This window comes from Aeromicrobium sp. MLTX1 (assembly GCF_046452335.1).
GTDB lineage: Bacteria > Actinomycetota > Actinomycetes > Propionibacteriales > Nocardioidaceae > Aeromicrobium.
In genome coordinates this window covers 218,879-235,095 of the sequence record NZ_JBKFDN010000001.1, presented here as the reverse complement: position 1 = coordinate 235,095, position 16,217 = coordinate 218,879, and the positions used below count along the sequence as shown (strand labels likewise).

At 71.7% G+C, this 16,217-nt stretch carries 13 protein-coding genes and 1 pseudogene; 11 read left to right on the top strand and 3 right to left on the bottom strand.

Annotated elements, in window-relative coordinates:
• The first annotated feature begins 29 nt into the window (after positions 1 to 29).
• Entirely contained in the window at positions 30 to 2,837 is a 2,808-nt protein-coding gene (locus ACK99Q_RS01105; protein WP_410184415.1) for a glycosyltransferase, read from the top strand.
• Entirely contained in the window at positions 2,834 to 4,156 is a 1,323-nt protein-coding gene (locus ACK99Q_RS01100; protein WP_410184414.1) for a DUF5719 family protein, read from the top strand. The genes ACK99Q_RS01105 and ACK99Q_RS01100 overlap by 4 nt, the downstream gene beginning before the upstream one ends.
• A gap of 14 nt (positions 4,157 to 4,170) precedes the next feature.
• On the opposite strand, the gene ACK99Q_RS01095 is transcribed toward ACK99Q_RS01100, so the two are convergent.
• Entirely contained in the window at positions 4,171 to 4,623 is a 453-nt protein-coding gene (locus ACK99Q_RS01095; protein ID WP_410184413.1) for a metallopeptidase family protein, read from the bottom strand.
• 48 nt (positions 4,624 to 4,671) lie between these two features.
• Between ACK99Q_RS01095 and ACK99Q_RS01090 the strand changes: the two genes are divergently transcribed.
• The 5 genes from ACK99Q_RS01090 to ettA all read left to right on the top strand — a co-directional run bounded on the left by ACK99Q_RS01090 (position 4,672) and on the right by ettA (position 10,334).
• On the top strand, positions 4,672 to 5,022 hold the full coding sequence (locus ACK99Q_RS01090; RefSeq protein WP_179426144.1) for a DUF3499 domain-containing protein: 351 nt from the start codon (positions 4,672 to 4,674) through the stop codon (positions 5,020 to 5,022).
• A complete protein-coding gene (locus tag ACK99Q_RS01085) occupies positions 5,019 to 5,195 on the top strand; it encodes a Trm112 family protein (protein WP_410184412.1) in 177 nt (58 codons plus the stop codon). Before ACK99Q_RS01090 ends, ACK99Q_RS01085 begins: the two co-directional genes overlap by 4 nt.
• 83 nt (positions 5,196 to 5,278) lie before the next feature.
• Positions 5,279 to 7,006, top strand: coding sequence for a dynamin family protein (locus ACK99Q_RS01080; protein ID WP_410184411.1), 1,728 nt, complete (start codon positions 5,279 to 5,281; stop codon positions 7,004 to 7,006).
• Positions 7,003 to 8,601, top strand: a complete 1,599-nt coding sequence (locus ACK99Q_RS01075) for a GTPase (RefSeq protein WP_410184410.1) — start codon at positions 7,003 to 7,005, stop codon at positions 8,599 to 8,601. Before ACK99Q_RS01080 ends, ACK99Q_RS01075 begins: the two co-directional genes overlap by 4 nt.
• Positions 8,602 to 8,651: 50 nt before the next feature.
• Positions 8,652 to 10,334: an energy-dependent translational throttle protein EttA gene (gene ettA, locus ACK99Q_RS01070; RefSeq protein WP_410184409.1), complete on the top strand. Its 1,683-nt coding sequence runs from the start codon at positions 8,652 to 8,654 to the stop codon at positions 10,332 to 10,334.
• Between the two features lie 79 nt (positions 10,335 to 10,413).
• Here ettA and ACK99Q_RS01065 read toward each other — a convergent pair whose 3' ends face one another.
• Positions 10,414 to 11,061: a hypothetical protein gene (locus tag ACK99Q_RS01065; protein ID WP_410184408.1), complete on the bottom strand. Its 648-nt coding sequence runs from the start codon at positions 11,059 to 11,061 to the stop codon at positions 10,414 to 10,416.
• A gap of 131 nt (positions 11,062 to 11,192) precedes the next feature.
• Here ACK99Q_RS01065 and ACK99Q_RS01060 point away from each other — a divergent pair.
• Both ACK99Q_RS01060 and ACK99Q_RS01055 read left to right on the top strand, forming a co-directional pair.
• A pseudogene (locus ACK99Q_RS01060) lies at positions 11,193 to 11,424 on the top strand (energy-dependent translational throttle protein EttA); the annotation flags it as partial.
• Between the two features lie 131 nt (positions 11,425 to 11,555).
• Positions 11,556 to 13,682: a TolB family protein gene (locus ACK99Q_RS01055; protein ID WP_410184407.1), complete on the top strand. Its 2,127-nt coding sequence runs from the start codon at positions 11,556 to 11,558 to the stop codon at positions 13,680 to 13,682.
• Between the two features lie 35 nt (positions 13,683 to 13,717).
• Here ACK99Q_RS01055 and ACK99Q_RS01050 read toward each other — a convergent pair whose 3' ends face one another.
• Complete coding sequence (locus ACK99Q_RS01050; protein WP_410184406.1) at positions 13,718 to 14,206, bottom strand: MarR family winged helix-turn-helix transcriptional regulator; 489 nt, start codon at positions 14,204 to 14,206, stop codon at positions 13,718 to 13,720.
• A 107-nt stretch (positions 14,207 to 14,313) separates the two neighbouring features.
• Here ACK99Q_RS01050 and ACK99Q_RS01045 point away from each other — a divergent pair, with 107 nt between their 5' ends.
• Together ACK99Q_RS01045 and ACK99Q_RS01040 are read left to right on the top strand one after the other, a co-directional pair.
• Complete coding sequence (locus tag ACK99Q_RS01045) at positions 14,314 to 14,850, top strand: YceI family protein (protein ID WP_179426122.1); 537 nt, start codon at positions 14,314 to 14,316, stop codon at positions 14,848 to 14,850.
• A gap of 139 nt (positions 14,851 to 14,989) precedes the next feature.
• Complete coding sequence (locus ACK99Q_RS01040) at positions 14,990 to 16,213, top strand: MFS transporter (protein WP_410184405.1); 1,224 nt, start codon at positions 14,990 to 14,992, stop codon at positions 16,211 to 16,213.
• Positions 16,214 to 16,217: the final 4 nt, after the last annotated feature.

Here is a 16,217-nt window from a genome sequence, read left to right as displayed (position 1 = left end):
GTTGGTCGCAACCGCCTAAGGTGGCGATCATGCACGACGACGACCTCGAGGACGAATCCGTCCCGGCGTGGCGTGCCAGCCCTCCCTCCGTCCTTGCCGTTCTCGTCGCCCATCGCGGATCGCGATGGCTGCCCCAGACCCTCGCGGCCCTCGACCGGCTGCACCACCGGCCCGACCACCTCGTCCTCGTCCACGACGACAGCGACCCGGCCACGCGCGACCTCCTCGAGGGGCACGCGCATGCCTCGCGCGTCGTCACCGCCCCGGCTCGCCGCGGGTTCGGCGGGCAGGTCGCCGTGGCGGTGGATTCCGAGACCGAGGCCTACGACTGGATCTGGCTGCTGCACGACGACCAGATCTGCGATCCCGACGCGCTCGCGGGCCTCCTCGACGAGGCCACCCGCGACCCCGACATCGGCATCGTCGGCCCCAAGGTCCGCGAGTGGCCGTCGCTCCGGCGGCTCCTCGAGGTCGGCCTCACGGTCACCGGCACGGGCCAGCGCGAGACGATGCTCGAGTCCGGCGAGCCCGACGCGGGCCAGCACGACCGGCCGCAGGACGTCCTGGCGGTCGGATCCGCCGGCATGCTGGTCCGCCGTGACGTGTGGGAGCGACTCGGTGGCACCGATCCGCGGCTGCCGCTGTTCTTCGACGACGTCGATCTCGGCTGGCGCGCCAACCGCGCCGGCTACCGCGTGCGCACGGCGCCCCGCGCGATCGTCTTCCACGCCGAGGCCACGGCCAACCGGCGTCGCGTGCGCCGCAAGGGCGTCCGCGAGCACGCCGGCGAGCGCCGCGCGGCCGCGCTGCACACGATGCTGGCCAACAGCGACCCGCTGCGCTTCCTGCCGCTGAGCATCCGGCTGTTCCTGGGCTCGCTGCTGCGGTTCGTCGGCTTCCTGTTCGGCAAGGACCTGCGGTCCGCTCGCGGCGAGATCATGGCGATGGTCACGGTCTTCGCCAACCCCGGACCCATGATCGCGGCGCGCCGCCGCCGCAAGCCGAACGTCGTGCGCCGCAACCGCGAGTTGAAGGACCTGTTCGCGCCGTTCTGGATGCCGTACCAGCACGGGCTCGACGTCGCCGCCACCACCGTGCAGGCCGTCGTCCGCCCCGAGTCGGTGGACTCGCTCGGCCTGCGGTCGATCGGCGTCCCGGAGGAGGACGAGGAGGATCCGGTCGTCGTCGACCAGCCGCCGTGGTGGCGCCGTCATCCGTGGCTGACCTGGGTGCTCGTGCTGCTCGTCGGCTCGCTCGTGGCGGCGCGCTCCGTGGCCGCGGGTCACCTGTTCAGCCCGGTCCTGCCCGCCTCGCCGGACTCGGTCTCCTCGTGGTGGCGGCTGCTGTTCGAGCGGTCGCACGCCGTCGGCCTCGGCAGCGCCGACGTGGCCCCGGCCTACGTCATCCCGCTCGCGTTCGTCGGCCTGCTCGTGTGGTTCGCGCCGGGACTGATCTCGTGGATCCTCACGGTCCTCGCGGTGCCGTTCGCGGCGCTCACCGCTCACCGCTTCGGCCGCCTCGTCAGCGACGACCGGGCCGTCCGGATGACGTGGGCCGTGTCGTACGGCCTCGTCGTCGGCGTCACCGGCGCGATCGCCGGCGGCCGCCTGGGCACGGTGGTCACCCTCGTCGTCGCGCCGCTGTTCGCCAACGTCCTGCTGCGGCTCGTCCTCGAGCCCACGTGGACCCGTGCCGCCCTCGTCGGCCTGTGGATCGCGCTGGTCGCGGCCTTCACGCCCGTCGCCTGGGCGCTCGGCATCGTGGCGCTCGTCGTCAGCGCGCTGCTGGTCCGGTCGTCCGCGCGCTACCTCGCGCTCAGCGGCGCGATCGGCACCGTGCTGCTCGGTCCGTGGCTGCTCGACCGCGTGCTCTCGGGGCGGATCTGGTGGGAGGCCGGCAACCCCGTCGACGCGCCCGCCTCCGCCTGGGACGTGGTCACCGGCACCGGCGGCGGACCCGGGTCGGCGCCGTGGTGGATCGCGGTGCCGCTCATCGTGCTCGCCGTCGCCGCCCTCGTCCCCGAGGCGACGCGTCGCGCCGTCACCGGCGCGTGGATCGTCGCCGTCGCGGGCCTGGCCACGGGCCTGCTGGCCTCGGTCTCGACCTACGTGCCGTTCCCCGGTGCCCCGGAGGTCCGGGCGTGGTCGGGCCTCGGTGCCGGCATCTGGCTCGGCGGTCTGCTGACCGCGGTGCTCTTCGCCTGGCCCGCCCTGCGCACCCGCAAGCACCGCCGCTGGCGACGTCCCGCGATCGCCCTGCTCGCGGCGTTCCCGATCCTCGCCGGCGGCTGGCTCGTGGTGCGCGGCATCGACGACCCGCTGGACTCCGGCGACGCCCGCGTCGTGCCCGCCTTCCTCGCGGCCCGTCCCGGCACCACCGTCGTGCTCACCGGCGACTCCGAGTCCGGCATCGTGGCCGACGCCGTCGTCGGCCCCGGGCCCTACCTGGGCGCCGAGGCGCTGCGCACCACCGCCGAGCGCGAGGAGCGCCTCCGCGACACCGTCACCTCGCTCGTCACCACCCCGACGCGCGACGACGTCGACGAGCTCGCGCGGCTCGGCGTCGACAGCATCTACGCGCCCGACGTCGACCTCGACCTCGCCCGGCGGATCGACGCCGCGCCCGGACTGGCCCAGAAGGGCAGTGACTCGCCCGACTCACGCGTGTGGTCGGTGACCTCCGAGGTCGAGGCCGAGCCCGCGCCCGAGGCCGGACCCGCCCGCCCCTGGATCGCAGGAGTGTGGGTGCTGGCGTGGGTCGGCGCGTTCGTCGGCGCCCTGCCGGTCCGCCGCAACGCGACCTCCGGACCCGATCCGGACGAGGAGGACGACGCATGAGCAGCCGGTTCCCCGTTCGCTACGTCCTGCCCCTCGTGGCGGCGCTGCTCGTCGCCGCGATCTCGTTCGTGCCCGAGCCCGAGCCGCCCGTCGTGGCGGGAGGCAGCCAGACCGTCGAGGTCCGCCAGACCACGTGGGCCTGCCCCGTCGAGTCCGGGTGGACCGTCGCGGCCGGCCAGGTGGCGCCCGGCGACGAGGCGGTGGCCCGCCCCATCCCCGAGGAGGCCGCGGCCGATCCGGTCTGGGCGCAGGCCGACCGCTGGCGCACCGCCGAGCCGGGTGGCGACGCGCTCGTGCTCGAGCAGACGGGCGAGGGCTCCGGCTCGGTCGGCTACGTCGCCGGCCGGCTGAAGGGCGACGCCGTGCTCGGCGCCTGCCCGCCCGTCGTCGACGAGGCCTGGTTCGCGGGCCTGGGAGACCGAGGCCGCGCGGACGCCACGATCACCCTGGTCAACCTCGGCGAGAACCGCGCCGTCGCCGACCTGAGCTGGTGGGGTGCCAACGGCCCGATCCAGTCGCTGGACACCTCGGGCCTCGTCGTCGAGCCGGGGCAGCGGCGCGAGATCTCGGTCGACGACGTCGCCGCGGGGGAGGGGGCCGTCTCGGCGCACGTCTCGCGTCGTCGGGGCTCGCTCACGGCCATCGCGCTCGACGCCGGCAGCGGCGGTGCCGACCTGCTCGCGCCCGCGCCGGGCCCCGCCACCGAGCAGGTGCTGGCCGGTCTGCCCGAGGGTGACGGCACGCGTCTCGCGCTCGCCAACCCGGGCACCTCCACCGCGCACGTCGCGGTGTCGGTCCGCGGGCCGGGTGGGGCGTTCGCGGCCGAGGGCCTCGAGGACGTCTCGGTCGAGCCGGAGTCCACGCGGGTCGTTGCGGTGCCGGACTCGGTCGACCTGCGACGGGCCTCCCTCGCGATCACGTCCGACCTGCCCGTCGTGGCCTCCGCCTCGGTCGAGACCGACGGCGACGTCGCCCGCGTGACACCGTCCGCGGCGATCGAGGGACCGGCGGTCGTGCCCGTCCGACTCGCCGGCGGCGCCGTGCGCACGGTCGTCACGGCCAAGGAGGCCGCCGTGGTCCAGGTCGAGTCCTTCTCGGCGTCGATGGAGTCGCTCGGCACGAGCCAGGTGAGCGTCGGCGCCGGAGCCTCGGCCCTCGTCCCCGCGCCGAAGGACGGCGCCGCCTACCTCGTGCTGACGCCGCAGGACGGCCGACGAGTCATGGCGGGGCTGTGGAAGTCCGGCGGCGGCCGGGTCGCGGCCACGGCGGTGCGACCCGCTCCCGTCTCGGTGGTCGCTCCCGGCGTCTCCGTGCGCTGAGTCCGAAGCGCCGGTCAGGCGCGGGGGTCGAGATCCTCGGGATCGTGGTGCCAGACCTCGCCGAGCCGCGTCAGCAGCACGGTCCAGACCAGCTCCTCGAGATCGGCGCCCGAGCGAGCCCGACCCACGATCGGCAGCCGGTAGATCACGATCCGGTACCCGCCGGGCGCCGGATTGACGATGCTGCGGGGCACCGGCTCGTCCCAGCCGGGCGGCAGCATCGGCGCCTCCTCGACGGCGACCTCGACGTGGTCGGGCTCGCGCGCGAAGTGGTGGTCGAGGCGCGTGAGGATCTCGGCGACGAGGTCGTCGAACGCCTCGCGCGGGGTGCGGTGGACCGGCGCGCCCTGCGGCGAGAGCGGGCCCGGCAGCGACATCACGCCGCGCGGCCCGCGGCCGCGACGGTCGCGTGCGGAGCCCGGACGCGGGCCGTGGACACCGATGCGGGATCCCGGTTCGCTGGCCATCCGGTGAGCCTACTGCGGAGCGCTGGGGTCGCGGGCTAACCTCGCCCCGTGGGACTGCAACGTCGATGCTCGCGCGCAGGCTGCCCGAACTCCGCGGTGGCCACGCTGACGTACGTGTACGCCGACTCGGTCGCCGTCCTGGGCCCGCTGGCCACCTACGCCGAGCCCCACGCCTACGACCTGTGCTCGCGTCACGCCGAGCGCCTGTCCGCGCCGCAGGGCTGGAGCGTGGTGCGGCTGGCCCCGGAGTTCACCGAGCCCGAGCCCACGCACGACGACCTCGTCGCGCTGGCCGAGGCCGTCCGCGAGGCAGGCCGTCCGGCGCCCGAGCAGCCCTCCGACGACGGCTCGCCGGTGCTGCGGCTCGTGCGCGACGACTCGGCTACGGTGGTGCCGTGAACCTCGATCCAGCCCTCGTCGAGATCCTGGTGTGCCCGCAGTGCCGCTCCGGCCTGTTCGTGGACGCCGAGGCCGACGAGCTCGTGTGCAACGGGTGCGCCCTCGCGTACCCCGTCCGCCGCGACATCCCGGTCATGCTGGTCGACGAGGCCCGTCCGCTCGACGCCTCCTGACCCCACATCTGCGGATCTGGGTCTCGTGTGACGAATGGGACTCCGGGGTGTGTCCCCTGCACTACCATTCGTAGTGATCTGAGATGACTGAGCCGGCCGCAATTCCCCAGCGCGAGGCCATGGTCGAGGACGGTCTGCTCCAGGGCCTGTCAGGACTGGCGGCAGCGGTCGTCGCCATGCCCTTGGAACTCGACATACCCGGAGTCGAGCAGGACCGCGCGCTCCAGCGCGAGATCGCCGAGCAGCTCGGCGACTACGTCGTGCCCCGACTCGAGAATCTCGGCGCCCCGCTGCTGGTCGTCGTGGGCGGCTCCACGGGCGCCGGCAAGTCCACGCTGGTCAACTCGATCGTCGGCCGCCGCGTGTCGGCCACGGGCGTGCTGCGCCCCACCACGCGCACCCCGGTGCTCGTGCACCACCCCGCCGACACCGAGTGGTTCCGGTCGGGCCGCGTCCTGCCCGACGTCGTCCGCACCGGCTCCAACAGCCGTCGCGCCAACACGATCCGCCAGGTGGCCTGCTCCACGCTGTGGCCGGGCGTGGCCGTGCTCGACGCCCCCGACTTCGACTCGATCGACGAGACCAACCGCGAGATGGCCGAGCAGCTGCTCGGCGCCGCGGACCTGTGGCTGTTCGTCACGTCGGCCGCGCGCTACGCCGACCAGGTGCCGTGGGACTACCTGCGCCGCGCCGCCGACCGCAACGCCTCGATCGCCGTGGTGCTCGACCGCACGTCGCCCGAGGCCCTCGTCGAGGTTCGCCGCCACCTCGCCCGGATGCTCAGCGAGCACGGGCTGTCCGACGTGGCGCTGTTCTCGGTGCCCGAGTCCACGCCCGACTCCGAGGGCGTCCTGCCCGGGGGCGATGTCGCGCAGGTCGTGTCGTGGCTGCGGCACCTCGCCGACGACGAGGCCCAGCGCCGCGAGATCGTGCTGCGCACCCTGCAGGGCGCCATCACGCACGACGTCGAGGAGTCGCGCCGCCTCGAGGGCGCCCTGACCCGCCAGGTCGACGCCGCGGCCCAGCTGCGCAAGGACGTCGAGTCGGTCTACCTCGGCGCGCACGCCGACCTCATGACCGCCGCCACCGACGGCACGATGCTGCGCGGCGAGGTCCTCGCGCGCTGGCAGGACTTCGTGGGCTCGGGAGAGATCTTCCGCAAGCTCGAGCGCACCGTGGGCACGTGGCGCGACAAGCTGTTCCGGCGCAAGCCCACCACGCCCGAAGAGGTCGAGGAGGCCGCCGTCTCGGGCCTGCACCTGCTGATCCTCGACCGCGCCGAGCGCGCCGCCGAGGAGGTCGCCCGCGCGTGGGACTCCACGCAGGCCGGTCGCACGCTGCTCGACAGCCAGCGGGGGCTGGACCGCGCCTCGCGCGACGTCCGGGTGCGTGCCGAGCGCATCGCCCGCGAGTGGCGTGAGGCTGTGTTCGAGCTCGTCGCCGAGCAGGGGTCCGACAAGAAGTCCAAGGCCCGTGCGCTGTCGCTGGGCGTCAACGCCGCGGGCGTCACCCTGATGGTCGTGGTGTTCGCCGGCACCGCCGGGCTCACGGGCGCCGAGCTCGGCATCGCCGGCGGCACCGCCGCCGCGGGTCAGGCCGTGCTCAACGCGGTCTTCGGCGACCAGGCCGTGCGCGACCTCGCCGAGCAGGCCGGGAAGGACCTCGCGCGTCGCCTCGAGGACTTGCTGGAGTCCGAGGCCGAGCGCTACCTCGACCTGCTGCCCGACGAGGTGGCCCTCGAGTCCGCGCACTGGCAGCTCGAGGCCGCCATCTCGTCCGTCGCCCCTCCGCGAGGAAGGCGGTCCCGATGAGTGCATTGGACGAGCGCGTCGCAGCGCTGCAGTCGGCGATCGAGGCCGCGGGCGACGTCATCGACCCGGACGTCGTCGCGCCCGCGGAGGCGACCTTCAGCCACGCGCAGGAGCGCCTCGAGCTCTCCACCCAGCACACGGTCGTCGTGCTCGCGGGTGCCACGGGCTCGGGCAAGTCGTCGCTGTTCAACCGCCTCGCAGGCCTGGATCTCGCCGAGGTCGGCTACCTGAGGCCCACCACCTCCACGCCGCTGGCGTGCGCGTGGGGACCCGCCGGCGCCACCGAGCTGCTCGACTGGATCGGCGTCGCCCGCCGCGACCAGATCGCGCGGCGCAGCATCCTCGACGCGCCACAGGACGACGCGTTCGAGGGCCTCGTGCTGCTCGACCTGCCCGACCACGACTCGGTCGTCATCCAGAACCAGGAGGTCGTCGACCACGTCGCGCGCTACGCCGACCTCTTCGTGTGGGTGCTCGACCCGCAGAAGTACGCCGACGCAGCGATCCACGCGCGCTACCTCCAGCCGCTGGCGACGCACGCGGACTCGTCCGTCGTGGTGCTCAACCAGGCCGACCGGCTCAGCGAGACCGACCTGAAGATCGCGGTCGACGACCTCGAGCTGATCCTCGAGCGCGAGGGCTTCCGGGGCGTGCCCGTGATCGCCACGAGCGCCACCACCGGCGCGGGGCTGCCCGAGCTGCGGGCCGAGATCGGCCGCCGGATCACCTCGAAGCGGGCCTCGCAGTCACGCCTGGTCGCCGACGTGCGCCAGGTCGCGCGCCGCCTCGCCGATGCCGGGGGAGTGGAGCCCGTGCCGGGGCTCGACCGCCCGGTCCGCGACGCCCTCGTCGAGACGTTCGTCCAGTGCGCCGGCGTGCCGCAGATCGCAGACGCGGTCGAGGAGTCCATGGCACGACGCGCCGTGGTCGCCACCGACTGGCCGCTCATCGGCTGGGTGGGCCGGCTGCGTCATGACCCGCTGCGCGAGCTCGGCTTCGGGCGGTCGGCGCGCGACGCCGTGGCCGAGGTCATGCCGATCTCGCCGTCGGTGCAGCGCGCCCGCGCCGACCTGGCGCTGCGCGAGGCCACCGAGGTCGCCACCGAGGGCATGTCGCGCCCGTGGCGGGCCTCCGTCGTCGACGCGGTCGCCGGCGAGAGCGCGCGCGACGTCATCGACGAGCTCGACGAGGCCGTCGCCGGCGTCGACCTCGGGCTCAAGCAGCATCCGCTGTGGTGGACCGCCGTGGGCGCCCTGCAGTGGCTCACGTTCCTCGCCGTCATCGGCGGACTCGCGTGGGCGGTCGCGGCGGCCTTCGGCCTCGTCAGCCCCGATCCCTGGAGCGGTGCGCCGCGGCCGCTCGGCATGAGCCTGCCGCTCGTGCTGATCGCCGGGGGCCTGCTGTTCGGCATCGCGCTCACGCTGTTCTCGCGCTGGCTCGGCGGAGTCGGCGCGCGGCGCGCGGGGGCCCGCGCGGAGAAGAAGCTCACCGAGGCGATCAACCGCACCACCGAGCGGATCGTGGTCGCCCGCCTGCGCAGCGAGCTCGACCGCTACGACCGCTGGCGCAACGGGCTGGCCACCGCCGGCCGCTGAGCGCTGCCGGTCGGCCGTCGTTCCGCCGTTCTCGCTAGGCTGGGGACATCATGGCTGACTACGTTCTCTCTCTGCGCAACGTCCGCAAGGCCCACGGCGACAAGGTCGTCCTCGACAACGTCTCCCTCTCGTTCCTGCACGGGGCGAAGATCGGCGTGGTGGGCCCGAACGGCATGGGCAAGTCCACCCTGCTCAAGCTGATGGCGGGCCTGGACCAGCCGAACAACGGCGATCTCGTCCGCGACCCCGAGGCGTCGGTCGGCATGCTCCAGCAGGAGCCGCCGCTGACCGAGGGCAAGACGGTGCTCGAGAACGTCGAGGAGGCCGTGTCCGAGATCAAGGGCAAGATGAAGCGCCTCGAGGAGGCGTACGCCGAGATGGGCGAGCCCGACGCCGACTACGACGCCCTCATGGCCGAGACCGGCGACCTGCAGACCTACCTCGACAACACCAACGCGTGGGACGTCGACAGCCGCCTCGAGCAGGCGATGGACGCGCTGCGCTGCCCGCCGTCCGACGCGCTCGTCGACAACCTCTCCGGTGGTGAGCGCCGCCGCGTCGCGCTGTGCAAGCTGCTGCTCCAGCAGCCCGACCTGCTGCTGCTCGACGAGCCCACCAACCACCTGGACGCCGAGAGCGTGCAGTGGCTCGAGGGTCACCTCAAGAGCTACCCGGGCGCCGTCCTGGCCGTCACCCACGACCGCTACTTCCTCGACAACGTCGCCGAGTGGATCGCCGAGGTCGACCGCGGCCAGATCCACGGCTACGAGGGCAACTACTCGACGTACCTCGAGACGAAGAAGGAGCGCCTCAAGATCGAGGGCCAGAAGGACGCGAAGCGCGCCAAGATGCTCGAGCGCGAGCTCGAGTGGGTCCGCTCCAACGCCAAGGGCCGCCAGACCAAGAGCAAGTCGCGTCTGGCCCGCTACGAGGAGCTCGCGGCCGAGGCCGAGAAGGCCCGCAAGATCGACACCACCGACATCAACATCCCGGCCGGTCCGCGCCTGGGCGACGTCGTGCTCGACGCGAAGAGCCTCACGAAGGCCTTCGACGGTCGCACGCTGTGGGACGACATCAGCTTCTCGCTGCCGCGCGCCGGCATCGTCGGCATCGTCGGTCCCAACGGCGTCGGCAAGACCACGCTGTTCCGCATGATCACGGGCAACGAGGAGCCGGACTCCGGCGAGCTCGAGGTCGGCAAGACGGTCAAGATCAGCTACGTCGACCAGAACCGCGCCAACATCGACCCGAACAAGAACGTCTGGGAGGTCGTGTCCGATGGCCTGGACTTCATCAAGGTCGCGAACTTCGAGATGAACAGCCGCGCCTACGTGGCCTCGTTCGGCTTTAAGGGCTCGGACCAGCAGAAGAAGGCCGGCGTCCTCTCCGGCGGTGAGCGCAACCGCCTCAACCTGGCGCTGACGCTCAAGCAGGGCGGCAACATGCTGCTGCTCGACGAGCCCACCAACGACCTCGACGTCGAGACCCTGTCCTCGCTCGAGGACGCGCTGCTGGACTTCCCGGGCTGCGCCGTGGTCACGTCGCACGACCGCTGGTTCCTCGACCGCATCGCCACGCACATCCTGGCGTGGGAGGGCACCGAGGAGAACCCGGGCAACTGGTTCTGGTTCGAGGGCAACTTCGCGTCCTACGAGGCCAACAAGATCGAGCGCCTCGGCGAGGAGGCGGCCCGCCCGCACCGCGTCACGCACCGCCGCCTCACCCGCGACTGAGGTCCCGCCCCTCCCGAGATTTGCTCCGATTTCCACCTTTCAGCAGCGTTGAAAGGTAGAAATCGGAGCAAATCTCGTCTCAGGAGTCGTCGAGGTCCTCATCGCAGTCGATGGGGCCCGAGTGCACGAGGCCGATGCCCTCACCGGTGGCGGCGATGACATGGCTGCGGCCGAGCACCCTGATGGTGGCTCGAGGCGAGTCGGACACCGACGACATCCCGGCGTCGTTGCAGCTGCCGTTGAAGACGGCTCTGATCGTGAAGGGCGTGCGCTCGTCGTCGTAGAGCTCTCCGAAGCCGTCCATGTCGAAGACCGCGTCGATGCTGTCCCTGGTGCTGAAGCTGTCGGCGTCCTTCACGAGCCCGGGCCCGCCTCCGACAGCCCACTCAGCGCGGACGCCCATGCCGGTGGCCGGTCCCATGAAGGGCCACTCCAGGAGTTCCACTTCGACGGGAACCGCGGCATCGCTGACGACCATCGTGCGCAGGACGCAGTCGAGCCGTCGGTCGACGCTGATCGCACGGAGGGGACCGGTGTGACGGGTCGGGTCCTCGATCCCCTCGGGCGGAGGGACGATCGAGCGCGGGTCCTTGCACTCGACCAGCTCGGAAGCGGTGATCGACACCTTCGAGGCCTGCCAGGCCGAGGCGCCGACCCAGGCGGCGTACCCGACGACGAGGAGGGCGACGAAGGCGAGCGCGATCGACCAGCGCAGGCGTGTGGACACGAACGCAACCTAGGGCACCCAGGCGGGCGACCGGGCGGGATCGCCGAATCCGGTCCGTGACGTCGCCGACACGTGTGAGACTGTCGCGACGACCGCGGACCGGCGGTCCGGGCGGCGGTGGACAGCAGCGAGAAGCCCTGGTCGACTTCCCGGGCTGCGCCGTGGTGACGTCGCACGACCGCTGGTTCCTCGACGGCATCGCCACGCACATCCTGGCGTGGGAGGGCACCCGAGGAGAACCCGGGCCACTGATTCTGGTTCGAGGGCAACTTCGCGTCGTACGAGGCCAACAAGATCGAGCGCCTCGGCGAGGAGGCGGCTCGCCCGCACCGTGTCACGCGCCGCCGCCTCACCCGCGACTGAGGTCGCCGCGGGATGCGAGAGCTTCTCGCAGAGAACCGCCACGGCCGGGCGGGAGGTGGGAGATACTCGACCAGCCGTGCTGTCCAGTGACATCGGGGAGTGATCTCGTGCGAGTTCGGATGCTGTTGTCGATGCTGCTCGTGGCGACCGTGACGGTGGCACTCGCTGCGGCGCCGGCAGAGGCGAAGCGGCCGGACGGTCAGATCCGGACCAGCGTCCCGAGCCACGTTTTCGTCGATTCCGGGAAGCGAGTCGTCGTGCGAGGCACTCTCGTGGGTTCTCGCGGTGGCGAGCGCGTCAAGCTGCAGCGCTGGACCGGAAAGCGTTGGGTCACTCGCAGCCTGGGCACAGTCAGCAGGAAGCACACCTTCGCCGTCGCCTATCGACCTCGCTTGGGGCACCACCGCCTTCGGCTCCGTGTACCTGCAGACGCCAGGTTCGAGCGGCAGACGTCGCGGCAGTTCATCGTCGAGGCAGGTCTGTCGCTGTCCTCCGACAACGCGATCCCCGGGGAGAGCATTCGGTTGTCCGGGTGGTTGCCTGATCGCACCCGCCGCCCCGTGCTGCTGCAGCGTCTGGCGGGCAGGACGTGGCAGACGGTCGCGCGAGCGTCGTCCCGATCGGACGGCCATGTGACGTTCGGTGCGCGGGCTTTCGCAGTCGGCACGAGTCAGGGCGGGTATCGACTCTACGCGCCGAGGTCGGGACGTCTGCCCGGTTTCAGGAGTCCCACACGGTACGCGCAAGGCTTCCAGGAAGCCGACCTCGACGGTCCGCGAAGCGTCCTGCTGGAGGAGACGGTGGAGCTTCGGGCCCGGTTCACACCAGCGAGGCCGGGTCGTGCCGTCGTCTTCCAGGAACGCGACGGGACAGGATGGACGACGGTCGGTACCAAGTGGCAGGGTGCGGACGGTTCCGTGGAACTCGCGGTCGAGGCGCTCGAGCCCGGCCGGCAGGAGTTCCGGGCGATGGCTCCCGCATCGCCTCAGGGAGCCGAGCCCATCACGTCGCCGGCGAGGGGCGTCGACGTGGTCGTCGGACCGATCCTTCCGCCGACGATCGCGAGCGTCGACTCCGACGGAGTCCAGGCGAACTCCGCGTCCGCACATCCGTCGATCTCCGCCGATGGACGGTGGGTCGCGTTCACGACGCTCGCCGACAATCTCGTCGCGGGTGATTCCCGCGGGTCGAACGATGTGTTCGTGCGTGATCGGCTCACGGGTACCACGACTCGAGAGTCGGTGTCATCGTCAGGCGTCGGGGCCGATGAGCCGGCGTTGCGGCCCTCGATCTCCGCTGACGGCGGTGTCGTGGCATTCGTGTCGGCGGCCACGAATCTCGTTCCGGGCGACACCAACCTCGCCGGTGACGTGTTCGTCCGCGACCGTGCCGACGGGAGCACCACGTTGGTCAGCGCGAGCGTGAATGGTGGACCCGGCAACGGGGCCTCGAGCGCTCCTCAGGTCTCGGGCGACGGGCGGCACGTGGTGTTCACGTCCACGGCTGACGATCTCGTTCCGGGGGACACGAACGCTCGATCCGACGTCTTCGTGCGCGACCTGCACACCGGGACGACGCGTCGGGCGAGCGTGGCCAGCGACGGCACCGAGTCCGACGGCAACTCGCTCTCGCCGTCGATCTCGACCGACGGCTCGCGCGTCGTGTTCGCGTCGGGGGCATCGAATCTCGTGGACGAGGATCCGGCGGGGCGCGTGGACGTGTTCGTGCACGACCTACGCACAGGTGTGACGGCTCTGGTCAGTGCCACGCAGTCCGGCGGTCCGGACGAGGAGATCGCGACCAGTCCCCGCATCTCCGGCGCCGGGCGTCATGTCGTGTACCTCGCGACCGAGCGGGTGCGCAGGTCCGGCAACCCCCAAGGCCGGGGCAGCCTGCTGGTCCGTGACCTCGAGGCCGGTTCGACATCACGTGTTCCGGCGCCGACGGACGACGAGGACCGGGTCTTCGATCGGCCCGACATCTCGACCGATGGGCGGGTCGTGAGCTTCGAGTGGGGCACCTTCGCACCGGTCGTCCCGAACACCGCGACCTTCAGCGTCTACGTTCACGACCGCAGTTCCGGTGAGACCCTGCAAGCAGACGTCGGTCGCAACGGGAGACGACCCTTCCGCGCCCTGGCGTTCCATGGAAGCCTCTCCGCGGACGGAAGCGCGGTGGCGTTCGAGTCCTACGACGCGCTCGATCGCGCCGACACGAACGGGCACGCCGACGTCTACGTGCGAACCTACGATCGCTGATCGCTGATCGCTGATCACGCCCGCTGGGGCACGCGTCAGAAGCGGCGGCCGCCGATGGCCTCCTGGACCGCCTCCATGACGCGGCGCACGGCGGCGAGGTCCTCGTCGGAGCACTGGTCGATGAGGTAGTCGCGGACGCCGCGCACGTGGGTGTGGGCTGCGGTGGCCAGCAGCGAGAAGCCCTTGTCGGTCAGCACGGCGGTGACGCCGCGGCCGTCGGTGTCGCACTGCATGCGCAGGACGATGCCGTCGCGCTCGAGACGGCCGATCGTGTGGGTGATGCGGCTGCGGGAGTGGGAGAGGGCGGCCGCGAGGTCGGCCATGCGGATCGACCGGTCGGGCGCCTCGGACAGGCGGACCAGGATCTCGTACTCGGACATCGACAGGCCGTGCTCCGAGCGCAGGTCGCGGTCGAGGCGGTCCATCAGCACGGTGGAGCCGCCCAGGAACGCGCGCCACGCCTGCTGCTGCGTCTCGTCGAGCCAGCGGGTCTCGTTCACCGAAGCGATGGGCAGGTCAGTCATGTGAACTAGTTTACATCTTCAACGACTTGATTGAAAGTTCAATCATGCTGTAGTGTCCATCATGTTGAACGATCAACAACAACGACACAGTCTTACAGGAGCAGCACATGAGCGACATCACCCCCGGAACCTGGCAGCTCGATCCCACGCACACGGAGATCGGCTTCACCGTTCGCCACATCATGAGCAAGGTGCGCGGCAAGTTCGAGAAGTTCGAGGGCACGATCGTCACCGCCGAGGACGTCACCGCCTCGAGCGCCACCGCCACGATCGACCTCTCCTCGATCAACACCGGCACCGCCGACCGTGACAACCACCTGCGCTCGGGCGACTTCTTCAACGTCGAGAGCACGCCGACCATGACCTTCGTGTCCACGGGCGTCGTCCGCAAGAGCGACACCGACTTCGTCGTCACCGGCGACCTCACCATCAAGGACGTCACCAAGCCGATCGAGCTCGACGTCGAGTTCCTGGGCGAGGGCAAGGACCCGTGGGGCGGCACCCGCGTGGGCGTCGAGGCCAAGGGTCAGCTGAGCCGCAAGGAGTTCGGCATCGACTTCAACATCCCCCTCGAGGGCGACAAGGTCATGATCGGCGACAAGATCACGCTGCTCATCACCGCGGAGGCCGTGCTGCAGGCCTGACCCGCACACCCCCTGTCTCGGAGGGGCTCGCGACGCACACCCCCCCCCGGCGTCGCGGGCCCCTTCGTCATGTCCGGACCGCACGATCGGACCCGACGAGTTCGGTGAAGTTGAAGTCGAACTCAAGTAGGGTGCGGTGATGGAGCGCGCCGGGTCGAGACCGATGGAGGTCCGCGGCCCGGAGACGAGGCAGATCCTCGGCCTGCCGGCCACGGCCGTCAGGACGCTGGTCCTCGGCTTCCTCGCGAGGGTCCCGGCGGGCGCCCTCGGCCTGGTGATCGTCCTGCACGGACTGACGCTCGGGCAGACCTACACCGTCAGCGGGCTGATGGCGGCGGCCTACGCCCTCGGCATCGCGGTCGGGGCCCCCGTCGTCGGTCGAGGCATCGACCGCTGGGGCCAGACGATGCCGCTGTTCGCCGTCACGGTCGTCGCTGCGGCCATGATGGTCGGACTGTCCGCGCTGCCGCACGGCATCGCTCCGGCCGTGCCCGTGGCCCTGGCCGCGGTGACGGGCCTGACCCAGCCGCCGCTGGCGGTCTGCGCGCGGGCGATCTGGAACGAGCGGCTCGGTCCGGTGGACCTCAGCCGGATGCTGTCCCTGGACGCGTCACTGCAGGAGGTGACGTTCATCCTCGGTCCCCTGACCGTGGTGTCCTGGGCGACGGTGCGGGGGACCCACGAGGCACTGGTCCTGACGGCGGGTCTCGTCCTGGTGCTCACGACGGTGTTCGCGCTGACGCCGGAGTCCCGTACGGCCTCGCGCCGGTCGAGCCGCCCGGTGATGGGGACCCCGAGCCGATTCCCGGCGACCGTCTGGATCCTCGTCGCCGTGACGTTCACCGTCGGCATCGCGATCGGCATCCTCGAGGTCGCGGTGGTGCGCCGCTCCGCCCAGCTCGACGCGTCCCACCTGATCGGCGTCTTCTACGGACTCTGGGCGACGGGCAGTCTGGTGGGCGGGCTCGTCAACCTCCGAGCCGCGGGCCGGGGCCGACTCGCCGGTCGCCTGATCGTCTTCCTGGCCGCGCTCGCACTCACCCATCTGATCGTCGCGGCGGCGACCACGTCGCTCGTCCTGGGTCTGACCCTCCTCCTGGCGGGGCTGCCCGCCGCTCCGATGTTCGCCGCGTTCTACGAGCTGCTGGGGAGGTCGGCGCCCGAGGGCCGGGTCACGGAGGTCTTCGCCTGGGGCTCGACCGGCAGCATGGCCGGAGTGGCACTGGGCACCGCGACGGGCGGTGTCCTCGCCGACGCGATCAGCAGTCGCGGGAACATCGTCGTCTGCGCGGCGGTGCTGGGTCTGGCCTCGCTGTTCGCGCTCGTCTGCCGGGCTCCGCTGACGCGCGTCGAGCGTCGCTGAGGTC

Bases quoted from the DNA above. Each gene is read 5' to 3' on its own strand.
- ACK99Q_RS01050 (WP_410184406.1), bottom strand. From the start codon at position 14,206: ATGACTGACCTGCCCATCGCTTCGGTGAACGAGACCCGCTGGCTCGAC.
- ACK99Q_RS01105 (WP_410184415.1), top strand. From the start codon at position 30: ATGCACGACGACGACCTCGAGGACGAATCCGTCCCGGCGTGGCGTGCC.
- ACK99Q_RS01100 (WP_410184414.1), top strand. From the start codon at position 2,834: ATGAGCAGCCGGTTCCCCGTTCGCTACGTCCTGCCCCTCGTGGCGGCG.
- ACK99Q_RS01075 (WP_410184410.1), top strand. From the start codon at position 7,003: ATGAGTGCATTGGACGAGCGCGTCGCAGCGCTGCAGTCGGCGATCGAG.
- ACK99Q_RS01040 (WP_410184405.1), top strand. From the start codon at position 14,990: ATGGAGCGCGCCGGGTCGAGACCGATGGAGGTCCGCGGCCCGGAGACG.
- ACK99Q_RS01080 (WP_410184411.1), top strand. From the start codon at position 5,279: ATGACTGAGCCGGCCGCAATTCCCCAGCGCGAGGCCATGGTCGAGGAC.
- ACK99Q_RS01095 (WP_410184413.1), bottom strand. From the start codon at position 4,623: ATGGCCAGCGAACCGGGATCCCGCATCGGTGTCCACGGCCCGCGTCCG.
- ACK99Q_RS01055 (WP_410184407.1), top strand. From the start codon at position 11,556: ATGCTGCTCGTGGCGACCGTGACGGTGGCACTCGCTGCGGCGCCGGCA.
- ACK99Q_RS01045 (WP_179426122.1), top strand. From the start codon at position 14,314: ATGAGCGACATCACCCCCGGAACCTGGCAGCTCGATCCCACGCACACG.
- ettA (WP_410184409.1), top strand. From the start codon at position 8,652: ATGGCTGACTACGTTCTCTCTCTGCGCAACGTCCGCAAGGCCCACGGC.